Origin of the sequence: Bradyrhizobium sp. STM 3562 (assembly GCF_045571435.1) — a bacterium.
GTDB lineage: Bacteria > Pseudomonadota > Alphaproteobacteria > Rhizobiales > Xanthobacteraceae > Bradyrhizobium.
In genome coordinates this window covers 910,001-924,799 of sequence record NZ_CP120694.1, presented here as the reverse complement: position 1 = coordinate 924,799, position 14,799 = coordinate 910,001, and the positions used below count along the sequence as shown (strand labels likewise).

15 protein-coding genes and 1 rRNA gene are annotated in these 14,799 nt (G+C 62.6%); 11 read left to right on the top strand and 5 right to left on the bottom strand.

Annotation, left to right across the window (positions count from 1 at the left end; all coding sequences use genetic code 11):
* The first annotated feature begins 81 nt into the window (after nucleotides 1-81).
* Nucleotides 82-1,515 carry a coniferyl aldehyde dehydrogenase gene (locus P6U23_RS04335; protein ID WP_407178359.1) on the top strand — a complete coding sequence of 478 codons (1,434 nt, stop codon included), beginning with the start codon at nucleotides 82-84 and terminating at the stop codon, nucleotides 1,513-1,515.
* A 38-nt stretch (nucleotides 1,516-1,553) separates the two neighbouring features.
* On the opposite strand, the gene P6U23_RS04330 is transcribed toward P6U23_RS04335, so the two are convergent.
* On the bottom strand, nucleotides 1,554-2,315 hold the full coding sequence (locus P6U23_RS04330; protein WP_407178358.1) for a glucose 1-dehydrogenase: 762 nt from the start codon (nucleotides 2,313-2,315) through the stop codon (nucleotides 1,554-1,556).
* 144 nt (nucleotides 2,316-2,459) lie between these two features.
* Between P6U23_RS04330 and P6U23_RS04325 the strand changes: the two genes are divergently transcribed.
* Nucleotides 2,460-3,242 carry an SDR family oxidoreductase gene (locus tag P6U23_RS04325; protein WP_407178357.1) on the top strand — a complete coding sequence of 261 codons (783 nt, stop codon included), beginning with the start codon at nucleotides 2,460-2,462 and terminating at the stop codon, nucleotides 3,240-3,242.
* Between the two features lie 68 nt (nucleotides 3,243-3,310).
* Here P6U23_RS04325 and P6U23_RS04320 read toward each other — a convergent pair whose 3' ends face one another.
* Nucleotides 3,311-3,784, bottom strand: coding sequence for a DUF3775 domain-containing protein (locus tag P6U23_RS04320; RefSeq protein ID WP_407178356.1), 474 nt, complete (start codon nucleotides 3,782-3,784; stop codon nucleotides 3,311-3,313).
* A 116-nt stretch (nucleotides 3,785-3,900) separates the two neighbouring features.
* Between P6U23_RS04320 and P6U23_RS04315 the strand changes: the two genes are divergently transcribed.
* The 4 genes from P6U23_RS04315 (at nucleotide 3,901) to P6U23_RS04300 (ending at nucleotide 7,497) form a co-directional block, all read left to right on the top strand.
* Nucleotides 3,901-4,749: an MBL fold metallo-hydrolase gene (locus P6U23_RS04315; protein ID WP_407178355.1), complete on the top strand. Its 849-nt coding sequence runs from the start codon at nucleotides 3,901-3,903 to the stop codon at nucleotides 4,747-4,749.
* Nucleotides 4,750-4,967: 218 nt separating this feature from the next.
* Nucleotides 4,968-5,816 (top strand): fumarylacetoacetate hydrolase family protein, encoded by an 849-nt coding sequence (locus tag P6U23_RS04310; RefSeq protein ID WP_407178354.1) that lies wholly within the window; start codon nucleotides 4,968-4,970, stop codon nucleotides 5,814-5,816.
* A 123-nt stretch (nucleotides 5,817-5,939) separates the two neighbouring features.
* On the top strand, nucleotides 5,940-6,557 hold the full coding sequence (locus P6U23_RS04305) for a glutathione S-transferase family protein (RefSeq protein WP_407178353.1): 618 nt from the start codon (nucleotides 5,940-5,942) through the stop codon (nucleotides 6,555-6,557).
* A gap of 67 nt (nucleotides 6,558-6,624) precedes the next feature.
* Nucleotides 6,625-7,497: an MBL fold metallo-hydrolase gene (locus tag P6U23_RS04300; RefSeq protein ID WP_407178352.1), complete on the top strand. Its 873-nt coding sequence runs from the start codon at nucleotides 6,625-6,627 to the stop codon at nucleotides 7,495-7,497.
* Between the two features lie 45 nt (nucleotides 7,498-7,542).
* On the opposite strand, the gene P6U23_RS04295 is transcribed toward P6U23_RS04300, so the two are convergent.
* Nucleotides 7,543-8,085: a methylated-DNA--[protein]-cysteine S-methyltransferase gene (locus P6U23_RS04295; RefSeq protein ID WP_407178351.1), complete on the bottom strand. Its 543-nt coding sequence runs from the start codon at nucleotides 8,083-8,085 to the stop codon at nucleotides 7,543-7,545.
* A gap of 176 nt (nucleotides 8,086-8,261) precedes the next feature.
* Here P6U23_RS04295 and P6U23_RS04290 point away from each other — a divergent pair, with 176 nt between their 5' ends.
* The 5 genes from P6U23_RS04290 to P6U23_RS04270 all read left to right on the top strand — a co-directional run bounded on the left by P6U23_RS04290 (nucleotide 8,262) and on the right by P6U23_RS04270 (nucleotide 13,767).
* Nucleotides 8,262-9,065 carry an alpha/beta fold hydrolase gene (locus P6U23_RS04290; protein ID WP_407178350.1) on the top strand — a complete coding sequence of 268 codons (804 nt, stop codon included), beginning with the start codon at nucleotides 8,262-8,264 and terminating at the stop codon, nucleotides 9,063-9,065.
* A gap of 236 nt (nucleotides 9,066-9,301) precedes the next feature.
* The gene (locus P6U23_RS04285; protein ID WP_407178349.1) at nucleotides 9,302-9,976 is read left to right on the top strand and encodes a GntR family transcriptional regulator; all 675 of its coding nucleotides are present in this window, start codon (nucleotides 9,302-9,304) and stop codon (nucleotides 9,974-9,976) included.
* 161 nt (nucleotides 9,977-10,137) lie between these two features.
* Nucleotides 10,138-10,938, top strand: a complete 801-nt coding sequence (locus tag P6U23_RS04280) for a phytanoyl-CoA dioxygenase family protein (RefSeq protein ID WP_407178348.1) — start codon at nucleotides 10,138-10,140, stop codon at nucleotides 10,936-10,938.
* Between the two features lie 156 nt (nucleotides 10,939-11,094).
* A complete protein-coding gene (locus tag P6U23_RS04275; RefSeq protein WP_407178347.1) occupies nucleotides 11,095-12,399 on the top strand; it encodes an NAD(P)H-dependent oxidoreductase in 1,305 nt (434 codons plus the stop codon).
* Between the two features lie 279 nt (nucleotides 12,400-12,678).
* Nucleotides 12,679-13,767, top strand: coding sequence for a TRAP transporter substrate-binding protein (locus P6U23_RS04270; protein WP_407178346.1), 1,089 nt, complete (start codon nucleotides 12,679-12,681; stop codon nucleotides 13,765-13,767).
* Between the two features lie 97 nt (nucleotides 13,768-13,864).
* On the opposite strand, the gene P6U23_RS04265 is transcribed toward P6U23_RS04270, so the two are convergent.
* Both P6U23_RS04265 and rrf read right to left on the bottom strand, forming a co-directional pair.
* Nucleotides 13,865-14,437: a hypothetical protein gene (locus P6U23_RS04265; RefSeq protein ID WP_407178345.1), complete on the bottom strand. Its 573-nt coding sequence runs from the start codon at nucleotides 14,435-14,437 to the stop codon at nucleotides 13,865-13,867.
* A gap of 225 nt (nucleotides 14,438-14,662) precedes the next feature.
* Nucleotides 14,663-14,777, bottom strand: a 5S ribosomal RNA gene (gene rrf / locus P6U23_RS04260).
* Nucleotides 14,778-14,799: the final 22 nt, after the last annotated feature.

The following is a 14,799-nucleotide window of genomic DNA, read 5'->3' as shown; positions in this document are numbered from 1 at the left end:
CAAACGGGACCAAAATCGCGCCTCTTGCCAGAAGTTCCGCGAAAGACCAGCCTTCCGTCGATGAAGCCTGAGGAAAGCGCCATGGACCTGCCGGTGAAGAGCCAACGGCTTGCCGCCCTGGACGATGCCTTCCATGCCATGTTCGAAAAATCGCGCACCGAGACGCCGCCCTCGCTCGAGGTGCGTCTCGAGCGGCTCGCCCGCCTGCGCGCGGTGATTTCCGACAACGAGGCCCGGTTCGAACAGGCGATCTCGGCCGATTTTGGCCATCGCTCGGCGACCGAGACCCTGATCGCCGAAGTCCTGTTCCTGCTCTCCGAGATCAAGCATGCCGCAAAGCATCTGAAAAAATGGATGGCGCCGCAGCGGGTCGCCACCGCCATGCAATTCCTGCCGGCGAAGAACCGGCTGATCCCGCAAGCGCTCGGCGTGGTCGGCATCATCGCGCCCTGGAACTATCCGCTACAGTTGACGCTGGCGCCGGCGGTCGGCGCGATCGCGGCCGGAAACCGCGTGATGATCAAGCCGAGCGAGCTGACGCCTCGTTTTGCCGCGCTGCTCAAAGAGCTGATCGCAGCAAAGTTCGCGGCCGACGAGCTGATTGTGACCGGGGTGGAGGAGGAGATCGCAAGAGCGTTCGCGGCCCTGCCCTTCGACCACCTCGTGTTCACCGGCTCGACCCGGGTCGGCCGTCTGGTCGCGGAGGCGGCGGGGCGCAACCTGACGCCGGTGACGCTCGAACTCGGCGGCAAGTCGCCAGCGATCGTCCATCGCTCGGCCAGCCTCGACGAGGCCGCCGAACGCATCGCCTATGGCAAGCTGCTCAACGCCGGGCAGACCTGCATCGCGCCGGATTATGCGTTCGTGCCGGAAGAATCCGTGCAGGCCTTTGCCGAGAAGGTGCGCACCGATATGCGCCGCATGTTCGGCACCGAGCCCGCGAATAAGGACTACACCTCGATCATCTCCGACCGGCATTATGCGCGCCTTGAAGGCTTGGTGGCGGATGCAGCCGCCAGAGGCGCCAGGATTCTCCAACCCGCCAAACCCGACGATCCGAACTGGAAAGCGAGGCGCAAATTCCCGCCAACCCTCGTGGTCGGCGCCACGCCGGATATGGCGATCATGCAGGAGGAGATCTTTGGGCCTGCGCTGCCCGTGCTTGCCTATCGCGACGCCAAGGAGCCGATCGACTACATCAACAGGCATGACCGGCCGCTCGCGCTATACTGGTTCGGCAGGGACAGCGCCGCGCGCGACGAGGTGCTCGCACGCACGATCTCCGGCGGCGTCACCGTCAACGATTGCCTGTTCCATTTCACGCAAATCAACCAGCCGATGGGCGGCGTCGGGGCCTCCGGGAGCGGCGTCTATCACGGCGAATGGGGCTTTAGGACGTTCAGCAAGCTCAAGCCGGTGTTCTATCGCTCGGCGCTGAACCGGCTGGCCGATCTCTATCCGCCTTACGGCGCGAAGATCGCACGGCTGGAAAAGCTGATGCGGTTCATGTCGTAGACACACGGTGCCGTCGCCCCGGAATGACGGCGAAAAAATTACGTCAACAGAAAGCCGCCATCGACCGTCACCACGCTGCCGGTCATGTAACGCGAAGCTTTTGAGGCGAGCAAAAGGATTGCGCCGTCGAGATCGGATTCGGCGCCGACGCGGCGCTGCGGGATGCGCTTGATCAGCCGCTCGCCGGCGGGCGTCGACCAGAGATCGTGATTCATCTCGGTGTCGATATAGCCGGGCGCGAGCGCATTGACGCGGATGTTGTTGCCCGCAAGCTCGAGCGCGAGCGCCTTGGTGGCCTGGATCATGCCGGCCTTGGAGATTGCGTAAGGTGAGACGGCTTTCAGCACGGAGAAACCGAGCACGGAAGCGATATTGACGATATTGCCGCCCTGCTTGCGCGCGATCATCCGCCGTGCCGCTTCGGTCGCGGCAAAATAGGCGCCCTTGAGATTGGCGCCGATGACCGCATCCCAATCCGCCTCGCTCTGCTCGAGCGCGAGCTTTTCGGTCGCGATCCCGGCATTGTTGATCAGCACCGTGATCGGCCCAAGCGCGGCCTCCGCGGCATCGAGGGCGTTGGCGATCGATGCCGTGTCCGTCACGTCCATCTGCACGGCGACCGCACGGCCGCCCTTGCCCCTGATCTCCTCCTCGAGATTTTTCAGCTTGGACGTCTGCCGCGCCGCAATGATCACGGCCGCGCCATGAGCGGCCAGTACGCGTGCGAACTGCCGCCCGAGCCCTTGCGAGGCGCCGGTGATCAGAATGGTTTCCTGACTGACGTCGAACAGACCAGACATGACGAAATCTCCGGAAGACAGCCGCAAGCCGCCTTGATACAGAGCATTTGCTGCGCTTGCAAAGCGCCGGATGGCTTACCACGGCCGCCGGGCTTGGCTACATTGGCGGCTTCCAACTCACCTTAAGCCAACGGGAGCGAAAAAGTGGATCTCGGAATCAAGGGCCGCCGCGCCATCGTCTGCGCATCCTCGAAAGGATTGGGCCGCGCCTGCGCGATCGCGCTGGCCAATGAGGGCGTACATGTCACGCTGACCGCGCGCGGCGCGGAGGCGCTGGCAAAGACCGCGGAGGAGATTCGCAAGGTCAATCCGGGCGTCACCGTCACCGAAGTGGTGGGCGACATCACCACGCCCGCCGGGCGCGAAGCCGTGCTCAAAGCCTGTGCCGATCCGGACATCCTGATCAACAATGCCGGCGGCCCGCCGCCTGGCGATTTCCGCAACTGGACCCGCGACGACTGGATCAAGGCGCTGGATGCCAACATGCTGACCCCGATCGAGCTGATCAAGGCGACGGTGGATGGCATGATGGCGCGGAAATTTGGCCGCATCGTCAACATCACCTCCGCCGCGGTGAAAGCCCCGATCGACATTTTGGGACTCTCCAACGGCGCGCGCACAGGCCTGACGGGCTTCGTCGCAGGGCTCTCGCGCAAGACCGTGATCAACAACGTCACAATCAATGCGCTGTTGCCGGGGCCGTTCACCACCGACCGCCTGCGCGGCACCGCGAAGGCCGAAGCCGACAAACGCGGCATCACGCCAGACCAGCTTCTGGCCGAGCGTGCCAAGGCCAATCCCGCCGGGCGCTTCGGCGACCCCGAGGAATTCGGTCTGTTCTGTGCCTTCCTGTGCGGCGCCAAGGCCGGCTTCATCACCGGGCAAAACATCCTGCTCGACGGCGGCGCCTATCCTGGGACGCTGTAGACGTTTGCTCCACCTCTCTCTCCGGGAGAGGTGGACTGAACCTGCGGAAACAGCGCTGCGAAATCCGTTTACTGCTTCGTACTCTCGTCCTCGTCGCGCTCGCTCGGGCTGGAGGAATCCGGCGTCGTGTGCTCGTCGTCCCATTCGACGCCGAACTCGTCGAGACCGTCGGCGAGAAAATCGCCCAGCATCGGCTCGCCCAGCAGATAGCGCACCGTCTCGCTGCGCGGGTTGCGGTATTCGCCGCGCGCGTCCACCGCGCGGGCGCGCAAGTCCTCCCATTCGTCGATCGTGCCGTCGCCGCGACCGAGCCACATCAGCGCGACCAGATCGATCTGTTCGTCCTCGTTGAGTGCCCGGATGAAGCTGGAGAGTTCGCGCACGACCGGGTCCCGGCCATCGTCGCCGAGCACGTCGACCATATCGTCATCGGCGGCGTTCGATCCCGAATCTGGATCCGAAGCCTCCTCCTTGACATCGAATTCCCGCGCCTTCTCGATCACAAAAGCGACCTTTTCCGGCGAAATCGTCAGCTCAGGCATTGCGCCTTCCTCCTAACGTGAACCCGATAACGCAGCATGGCCCAACATGATCCATTGCGCCAGACGGCGGAAAACCGCATCTTTCGGCCCAACATCACAAGCTTGGGAAGCGGGCGATGCAGTGGAAAGTAGGCAAGGTCAGGATCAGCAAGATCGTGGAATTGGAGACCGTCGGCTCGACGCGCTTCATCCTGCCGCAGGCGACGAAGGATGAAATCCAGAAGCTGCCTTGGTTGATCCCGCATTTCGCCACCGAGGACGGCCGGCTCAAAATGTCCATCCACTCGCTGGTGGTGGAGACGCCCAAGCATCGCATCGTGGTCGATACCGGGCTCGGCAACGACAAGGAAGGCCGCAACATCCCGACCTGGAATAACCGCAAGGGGCCGTTTCTGGAAGCCATGGCGGCCGCCGGCTTTCCGCCCGACAGCATCGATACCGTGCTGTGCACGCATCTGCATGTCGATCACGTCGGCTGGAATACGCGACTCGTCGAGGGCAAGTGGGTGCCGACCTTTGCCAATGCGCGCTATCTGTTCGGCAGGACCGAATATGAGCATTGGCGCAACCACAGCGAGACGCCAGACAAGCGCGCGGTCTTTGAGGACTCGGTGCAGCCGATCGTGGAGGCCGGCAAAGCCACGCTGCTCGCAAGCGATGCCGAGATCACCGACGAGATCAGCCTGATCCAGACCGCGGGCCACAGCCCGGGCCATCTGAGCATCTTGATCACATCCGATGGCGAAGAGGCGCTCTTGGCCGGCGACGTCGCCCACCACCCCTGCCAGATGGCGCATCTGGACTGGTCGTCGACGGCCGACTCCAACCCCGCCCAGTCTGCCGCAACGCGGCGGCAACTGTTCGCCCGGTTTGCGGATACGCCGACGCTGGTGATCGGCGGACATTTCGACGCCGGCCATATCCGACGCGAGCGCGATGCCTTCAAGTTCATCGCGCTGGGGTAGTGAGAATTGTAGGGTGGGCAAAGCGAAGCGTGCCCACCAACGGGTTTCCTGGGAGCATGGTGGGCATGGCGCGATGCGCCGTTGCCCACCCTACAAAGCCTTCAAAGCCTTCATGGTGTGAGGAGCTGCAATGCAAGTGCCCGGGAACGGTTGAATTTCCCGCCGCCCTGTTCCATGAAGCTATTTAACCAAGCGGTCCATCCTAGGGAGTGAGTTCAATGAAGCTTGTTCGTTACGGCGCGAAGGGTGCGGAAAAGCCGGGTCTGATCGACAAATCCGGGCAGTTGCGCGACCTTTCCGCACATATCCGGGATCTCGATGGGGAGGCCTATACGCCGGCCTCGCTGAAAAAACTGGCGGCAATCGACCCCGCCTCACTCCCGACGGTGGGCGGAAATCCGCGCCTGGGCCCGCCGGTGACCGGCATTTCCAAATTCGTGGCCATCGGCCTCAACTACAGCGATCATGCCAAGGAGACCGGCAACCCGATCCCGGCCGAGCCGATCTTTTTCTTGAAGGCCAATACCTCGCTGTCGGGGCCCAACGATCCGGTCGAAAAGCCGCGCGGCTCGACCAAGCTCGACTGGGAGGTCGAGATCGCCGCGATCATCGGCACCCGCGCCAAATACGTCTCCGAAGCGGACGCGATGAACCACGTCGCCGGCTATTGCGTCTGCAACGACGTCTCCGAACGCAATTTCCAGATCGACCGTCCGGGGCAATGGACGAGGGGCAAGTCGCACGACACCTTCGGCCCGCTCGGCCCCTGGGTTGCCACCAAGGACGAGATCGAGAACGTGCAGAACCTGTCGATGTGGCTCGACGTCAACGGCCAGCGCAAGCAGACCGGCTCGACCAAGACCATGATCTTCTCGATCGCGAAGTGCGTCTCCTACCTCTCGCAATTCCTCACGCTGCTGCCCGGCGACATCATCACGACAGGCACGCCGCCCGGCGTCGGCACCGGCATGAAGCCGCCGCAGTTCCTCAATGTCGGCGACGTCGTCACCCTCGGTATCGAAGGTCTGGGCGAACAGCGCCAGCAGATCATCGCGGCGACGGATTGATGGTGGGGAGCCACGATCGGCACTGTCATTCCGGGATTGTGCGTTAGCACCAGACCCGGAATGACGGTCCTAAGCGGCTGGCTTGCAAGGACGAGCAGCCGCCTTTCCCAAGAGGACATTTGCATGAAGCTCACCTTTTCCCCCGCCTCGCCTTTCGCCCGCAAGGTACGTATTGCCGCGATCGAGCTCGGCCTGATCGACAAGATCGAACTGACGCCCGTGACCATCGCGCCCGGTCAGCCCAACGAGGAATATTCGAAGATCCATCCCTTAAAGAAGCTGCCGGTGCTGATCCTCGACAATGGCGATACCGTCGTCGATTCTTACGTGATCGTCGAATATCTCGACGAGCTCGCCGGCGGCAACAAGCTGGTTCCGACCGCGGGCCCGCTGAAATGGAAGATCAAGACCGATCATTCGCTGTTGCAGGGCATGCTCGATTCCATGCTGCTGTGCCGCTACGAAAACATCACGCGGCCGGAAGCCTTGCGCTGGAAGGCGTGGTCCGACGATCACTGGAATCGCGCCTGGCTGGGCATGGCGCGGTTCGAGACGCGGGTGGAAGCGATGCAGGCACGCCCGCTCGATATCGCGCAGATCGCACTCGTGTGCGTGCTCGGCTATGCCGATTTCCGTTTCCCCGATTGCGGCTGGCGCAAGGCCTATCCCAAGCTCGATGCGTTTCATGAGAGAATGCTGCAGCGGCCCTCGGTAAAGGTGTCGCTGCCGCCGGCAGCATAGAGCAGAGCATGGCGGCATTGGCGGCCGTCGCGTTGCGCTCGTGCCCAAATCGAAGGTTAAGGACGCTATGAGTCTCAGCTTTAACGTCGGCGATCTCAGCATCCATCGCGTCATCGAGCAGGAGACGACCTTCCTGCCCGCGCTGGAGATGTTTCCGGATCTCACACCGGAATTGCTGGCGGAAAACCGGGCCTGGCTGCGGCAAGCCAGGGCGCTGGACGATGCGGACGCGCTGATCCTGTGCTTCCAGTCCTACGTCGTCAAAACGCCGCATCACACCATCCTGATCGACACCTGCATCGGCAACGACAAGCAACGACCGACACGACCGAACTGGCACATGAAGACCGATGATACCTACATGAAGGCATTAAACGCCGCGGGCGTTTCGGTCGACGAGATCGATTTCGTGATGTGCACGCATCTGCATCCCGATCACGCCGGCTGGAACACGCGGCTGGAGAACGGGCGATGGGTACCGACTTTTGCGAACGCTCGTTATGTGTTTGCAAAGACCGAATTCGACCACTGGACCGCCCAGAACGCCAAGGCGGCAGTCCCGACCTTCATCGATAGCGTGCTGCCGGTGGTCGAGGCCAACAGGGCCGAGATGGTGAGCAACGATTTTACGATCGGCGATCACGCACACATCCTCCCCACGCCTGGGCATACGCCGGGCCATGTCGCCTTTGCATTCGGCAAGGGCAAGGATGAGGCGGTGTTCAGCGGCGATCTCATGCATTCGCCGCTGCAGACACGCTATCCAGCGCTGTCACCGAAATTCGACGTCGATCCGGCGCAGGCTGCGCTGACACGCCGCAATTTCCTGGAGCGCTATTGCGACACCGATACGCTCTGCTGCCCCGCGCATTTCCCCTCCCCCTCGGTCGGAAAGATCCGGCGCAGGGGCAATGCGTTCACGTGCGAGGCGGTGGGCTGAGTCGTCTTACATCTCCCCGCTTTGCGGGGAGAGGGATAAGAGCCGTCAGTCAAACAGGCTCGGCGTGTGATTGACGAGCGCGCCTTCGATCGCCAGCATCTTCAATTTGGTGGCAACGCCGCCATTGGCGGAGAAACCGCCGGGCTTGTTGCCGGCCGCGAGCACGCGATGGCAGGGCACGACGATCGGGCACGGGTTGCGGCCGAGCGCCTGGCCGACGTCGCGCGACAGCTCCACGCCACCGAGCCGCTTGGCAATGTCGCCATAGGTCATGGTCTTGCCCGGCGGAATTTGCCGTGCAATCTCGTAGACGCTGCGATTGAAGGCAGGCACGTCCTCGAGATCGAGCGCGATGTCGGCAAGATCATTCGGCTTGCCCGAGAGCAGTTCGACGATCTCGTCGATCGCGTGCTTGACCTCTTCGGTCGGCTCGGCTTCGGTGATCTCGCCGTGACGCTGGCGAATGCGGGTCTTGGTCTTCTCGACATCACCCATCGGCAGTTGCACGCCATTGATGCCGCGCGGGCCCCATTCAATGCCGCAAACGCCGATCGCGGTGTCGAACAAAGCAAAATGCTGACTTGGCATGGTCGGCTCCAACAATCTCTGTTCACCCCATATGCTACCCTTGAGTGCGAAATCTAGGCTTGGAGAATGTTGCGATCCACCCGGATTCCGATGAAACCTTAAGGCCATCAACTATCATCCCGCGTCCTGCCACCTCCCGCCAGGGAGGTCACACACGATCACCTCACGAGCGCCGCATGCAAAGTCTTCGCGTCAACGGATATGACATGGCCTATCTCGATATCGGGCGTGGCCGGCCCCTGGTCTGCGTGCACGGCTCGCTCTGCGACTTCCGCGTCTGGTCGCCGGTGCTGGGCCCGCTGACGGCGCGAGGTCGCGTGATTGCGCTGAGCCTGCGGCATTTCTTTCCCGAGAACTGGGATGGTTCGGGCAACACTTATTCCCTCGCGCAGCACATCGACGACATGATCGCCTTCATCGAGCAGCTTGATGCAGGCCCGGTCGACCTGATGGGACATTCCCGGGGCGGACATATCTGCTTTCGCGTCGCGCAGCGACGACCGGACTTGCTGCGCAAGCTGATTCTGGCCGAGCCGGGCGGCGAGATCGATGCCAGCCTCGATTCCGACTATACGCTTGGCCCGTGGGCGATGGCGGAGCCGATCTCGGCAGCCGCCGAGCGAATCGCCGAAGGCGATATCGATGGCGGCCTGGAGATTTTCTTGAGCGCGTTGCACGTGCCTTGGAAACGGCTGCCCGCAGCCGCGAAGCAGCTCTTGCGCGACAACGCCACCACTCTGATCGGAGATGCGCGCGACGCGCGCCTTCCATTCGCGAAATCCGATGCCGAATCGATACGGACGCCGACGCTATTCATCGGCGGTGGCGCTACCAGGGGCTTGCTGGCAAAGGTGCTGCATACGCTGGCGGCGCATGTGGCGGGATCGCGCACGGAGATGATTGCAGGCGCAACCCACTCGATGTTCGAGCAGGCACCGCAGGCCTACAGCAAAATCGTTCTCGATTTTCTGGCTGAGTAACGGCGCGCAAGCGGGGTCGCAACGGGCGCCCCGTTCCCGGCGCGCCCTAGATCATGATCCGATTGGACGGGAATCGGATCATGATCTCATCCCTTTGTTTGAGCATGATCTTCGCGCAAACGCCTCGCACCTGTCGCGAGGGACCGGTTCCAGATCATGCTCCAGGCTTGACGGCCGCTTGAGGCCGGATTAGCTTTCCGAATACGGAATTCCGTATTCCAAAAGGCGGCGCGCGCATGATCCCCCTCGACCCGCTCCCCAATCTGGCCGACCAGGTCTATGAGCGGATTCTCGCAGCGATCATCGACCGGACGCTGCCGCCGGGGCAGCGGGTGCGGCAGAACGAGCTTGCGGAAAAGCTCGGCGTCTCACGCCAGCCGGTTTCGCATGCATTACATTTGTTGCACCGGCAGGGCCTCGTCGCCGAAAGCGGCCGCCGCGGCTTCGAGGTCACCCAGCTCGATCCGCCGCGCATCCGTCAGCTTTACGAGGTCCGCGGCGCCATCGATGCGCTCGCGGCAAAACTCGCGGCACGACGCAGCAAGGCTGACGCGACCGGGCGCGACCGGCTTGAATCGGCGCTGCGTGCGGGACGCAGCGCTGATGAGAAAACGCCGCTGGCACGTTTGATTGCGTTCGATGTGGACTTCCATCGTGCGATCTATCGCCTCGCCGGCAATCCGGTAATTGAGGAAATGATCGCGCCGCAATGGCCGCATATGCGCCGCTCGATGGCGACCGTGCTGTCCGAGCTCGATTATCGTGACAGCGCCTGGACTGAACACGCCGAGATCGCGGCGCACATCCTTTCCGGCAATGCCAGGGCGGCCGAGGCAGCCGCCTTGGCACACGCTGTTAACGCAGGCCAGAAAACGGAAGAGAGGCTGAAGGCGACACTTGAGGCGGCGTGAGGAGCCGTCATTCCGGGGCGTGCGTTAGCGCTGACCCGGAAGCTCGGGGTTTCGGGGTCGGGCGGAGTTATCGTCGGACCGGCCACAGGCTGGGCCCGGTGGCCCTGCCCCGGAATGACAACGATCAAAGCAATGACAACAACAAACAAGGAGGAAGTCCCATGAAGCTATCGGCAGAGCAGTTGCAATTCTTCAACCGCGAGGGCTGGCTGTTCCTGCCCGAACTGTTCAGTCCCGAGGAGACCGAGTTTTTGGCGCACGAGGCGGAGCGCATTTACGACGCCAACCGCCCGGAAGTCTGGCGCGAAAAGAGCGGCGCGCCGCGCACCGCCTTTGCCGCGCACCTCTATAACGAAGCGTTCGGCGTGTTGGCCGCGCACCCGCGCATGATCGAACCTGTGGAGCAGATCTTCGGCGAGAAGGTCTACATGCACCAGTTCAAGATCAACGCCAAATCCGCCTTCACCGGCGACGTCTGGCAGTGGCATCAGGACTACGGCACCTGGAAGCGCGACGACGGCATGCCGGAGCCGCGCGCGATGAACATCGCGATCTTTCTCGACGAGGTGATGCCGATCAACGGCCCGTTGATGCTGGTGCCGAAGAGCCAGCATGCCGGCGACCTCGAGGCTGCGCACGATCTTCAGACCACGTCCTATCCGTTATGGACGCTGGACGAGGAAACGGTGACGCGGCTGGTGAAACAGGGCGGCATCGTGGCGCCGACCGGCAAGCCTGGCGGCATGCTGATGTTCCACGGTAACCTGGTGCACGGCTCCGCCGGCAACATCACGCCCTACCCGCGCAAGATCGTCTATCTGACGCTGAACGCGGTTTCCAATTACATCCGCACGCCGACGCGGCCGGACTATATCGCGCACCGCGATTTCACGCCGATCACAACGGTCGACGACGACGCGCTGCTGCGGCTGGCACGCGCGCAGCGGCAGGCGGCGGAGTAGAGACGTTCCCCCGTCATTCCGGGGCGGTGCGAAAGCACCGAACTATGGTGCGCAATTGCGCACCTGAGAATCTCGAGATTCCCCGATGCGCAATTGCACATCCGAGGTTCGACGCTGACGCGTCGCCCCGGAATGACCGTCAACAATGGAATTCCTATGAACCTGTTCCCTCTCCTCAATGCCCGCCGCGCCAAGGGCCAACCGGTGCGTGTGGCGCTGATCGGCGCCGGCAAATTCGGCTCGATGTTTCTGTCGCAGGTGCCGCATGTGCCGGGCCTGGAGGTGTCCGTGATCGCTGATCTCGACCCGCAGCGGGCGCGTGAGGCCTGCCGCACCGTCGGCTGGGATGGCGCGCGCATTGCGGCCACGACCTTCACGGCCGACAGCGCAAAGGCCATGGCGGACGACATCGAAGTGGTGGTCGAAGCAACCGGCAATCCCGCCGCCGGCATTCGCCATGCCCGCGCGGCGATCGCGCACGGAAAGCATATCGTCATGGTCAATGTCGAAGCCGACGTGCTCGCCGGTCCGCTGCTGGCGGACGAAGCGCGCAAAGCCGGCGTCGTTTATTCGCTCGCCTATGGCGATCAGCCGGCGCTCACGGCGGAAATGGTGGATTGGGCGCGCGCCACCGGCTTTCGGGTGGTCTGTGCCGGCAAGGGCACCAAATATCTGCCGACCTATCACGGCGTGACGCCTGATGATGTCTGGCAGCATTACGGCTTGACCCGGAGCGAGGCGCAGTCGGCCGGCATGAATCCGCAGATGTTCAACTCCTTTCTCGACGGCACCAAATCGGCAATCGAGATGGCGGCGATCGCGAACGCCACCGGGCTCGACGTGCCGAGCAACGGTCTCTTGTTTCCGCCCTGCGGGGTCGACGACCTGCCGCATGTGTTGCGGCCGCGCGCGCAAGGCGGCGTACTGGAGAAAGCGGGAATGGTCGAGGTGGTGTCCTCGCTCGAGCGCGACGGCCGTCCGGTGTTTCGCGATCTGCGCTGGGGCGTCTATGTCGTGCTGGAAGCACCGAACGACTATGCCGCGGACTGCTTCAAGCAGTATGGGCTCAAGACCGACGAGAGCGGCCGTTATGCCGCGATGTACAAGCCCTATCATCTGATCGGGCTGGAATTGAACATCTCGGTCTTATCGGCCGCGCTGCGCAAGGAGGCCACCGGCCAACCGATCGGCTTTCGCGGCGATGTCGCCGCAGTCGCCAAGCGCAGCTTGCGCAAGGGCGAGATGCTGGACGGCGAAGGCGGGTACACCGTGTGGGGCAAATTGCTGCCGGCGAAAGCGAGCCTGGAGGCGGGCGCGCTGCCGATCGGACTGGCACACAATGTCACGTTGAAGAACGATATCAGCCATGGTGCGGTGGTGCGTTGGAGTGATGTCGCGTTCGATGCGGAGAGCGATACCGTCAAGACGCGCAAAGCCATGGAAGCGGCCTTTAGAGCGTGATCCGGACCGAAAAGGCGCGTCAGCGCGGACTGGGCAGCGGTCTTGGAAAGAAGAGCGCGCGCCGAGACAAAAACTCAGGACGCGATAAGCGGCGCCACTCAGCATCTCGCAATTGCGTTAGGCGAGATGCGCTTGATTTGCGCAGATTGAAGGACCATCCTGACCGCGGTCCCACGGACCTCGGACAAATGCAAACCAAAGCCGTCGACGGCGAACCATAAAACGACAATCAAGATCGTTGTCCCTCGCCGATGCGTCGGCTCACCAGGAGGGAAACGCATGAAACGTCGTGAATTCCTGAAGGCCGGCGGCGCCACGCTTGCCGCAAGCGGCTTGGCCGCTCCGGCAGTCGCGCAATCGATGCCGGAGGTGCGCTGGCGTTACGCCGCGAGCTGGCCGAAATCGCTCGACACGCTTTATGGCGGCTGCGAATATTTTTGTAAGCGCGTCGCGGAGATCACCGACAATCGCTTTCAGATCCAGCCGTTTGCCGCGGGCGAAATCGTGCCGGGCCTTCAGGTGCTCGATGCCGTCTCCAACAGCACGGTCGAGATCGGCAATACCGCGCTCTACTACTACTGGGGCAAGAACGCGGCGTTCACCTTCGGCACCGCGCTGCCGTTCGGGCTGAACACGCGCCAGCACATTTCCTGGCTGCTCTGGGGCGGCGGACAGGATCTGCTCAACGATCTCTTGAAAGAGCATAATTGCATCGGCATTCCGACCGGCTCGACCGGCGCGCAGATGGGCGGCTGGTTCCGGAAGGAGATCAGGTCAATGGAGGATCTGAAAGGCTTGAAATTCCGCGTCGGCGGATTTGCCGGCAACATCATCGCGAAGGTCGGCGGCGTGCCGCAACAGATCGCGGGCGGCGACATCTATCCCGCGCTGGAAAAGGGCACCATCGACGCCGCGGAATGGGTCGGCCCCTATGACGACGAGAAGCTCGGCTTCGTGAAGGTCGCGAAGTATTACTACTATCCGGGCTGGTGGGAAGGCACCGGCCAGGGCCATAACGTAATCAATCTCGACAAGTGGAATGCGCTGCCCAAGCATTACCGGGCGGCGCTGCAGTCGGCCTCCGCCGACACCTTCACCTGGGTCACGGGCAAATACGATTACGTCAATCCGCCGGCACTGAAGCGGCTCCTGGTGGCCGGCGCAATTCTAAAGGCTTTCCCGCAGGAAGTGCTCGAGGCGTGCTACGCCGCGGCGAACGGGATCTATGCGGATCTGTCCAAGAGCAACCCGCACTTCAACAAGATGTATGCGAGCCTCACCGCCTACCGTGGCGAATCGCTCGCCTGGATGCAGGTGGCGGAGCTCTCGTTCGACAGCTTCATGATGCGGATGCGGACGAGGACGTGATCTTGCGGAGCTGCCAAGAAAAACGAGCCCCGGAGTGTTCTTCGGGGCTCGTTGCGTTGCTTGGTCGTTCCGGCTCTCGCCAAGCCGGCCTTGAGAATCAATTCTGGTCGTCGCCCATCAGCTCGGCGAGCTTGTCATAGTACTTGGTGACGAGATCGATATTGCCCTTGTTCTCGATCGGCGGCTCGGGCGACTTCAGCGCCGTGTTGAGATCGGCGAGCGCCTGCTTCTTGTCGGCGGCGGACATCTTCTTGTCGCCCTCCACCTGGGCGATCTGCTGCTTGATGATGGCTTCACTGCCGACATATTTCTTGGTCGCGGGATCGAAGCCGCCAAGCACCAGGCTGATATTGTCCATCACCGTGTTGTATTCGTCGTAGCTCGCAAAGCCGTTCTTCTTGGCGACAGCGTCGAGCTGCGCCATCACCTTCTGGTCCGGCTTGGCATTCTCGGGCAGCTTCGCGGTGACGGCATCCATGTCCTTTTGCGAGGCGAGCACGCCCTGGATCTGTTTTTCGGTCAGCGGAATCTGCTTGATCTGCGGCGCCTGCGCCGCCTGTTGCGCCGGCGGCGCCTCCTTGCTCTGCGCCAGCGCGCCATCGGCGGCAAAGGCGGCAGCGAAACACGCTAAGCTCAACGCAGCAAGAGCGGGACGAACGAACGCGCGCATGAAAGTCTCCTGAGGGGTGTCCTTGGGCCGGTTGGATTGTACAGGCGAAACTGCGTACGAATTTTGAAATGAACGCGCCGTGAACTTGGCATTCAGGGTGAGCCGCGATGATGGCCAAATAGCGCGCGGGTCGGCCCTCACCACGCACAAAAAAGCGCCGCCTCCGATTGGAGGCGGCGCTTCGAACAACGTGACACGTAAAGAGGAATTTCTTGTCCTTGGCAGGCCTGGCAGCGACCTACTCTCCCAGGGCTTAAGCCATAGTACCATTGGCGCTGAGGAGTTTAACGGCCGAGTTCGGGATGGGATCGGGTTCATGCTCCTCGCTAGAACCACCAGGCCGGCGAAGGACAAGGAAAACG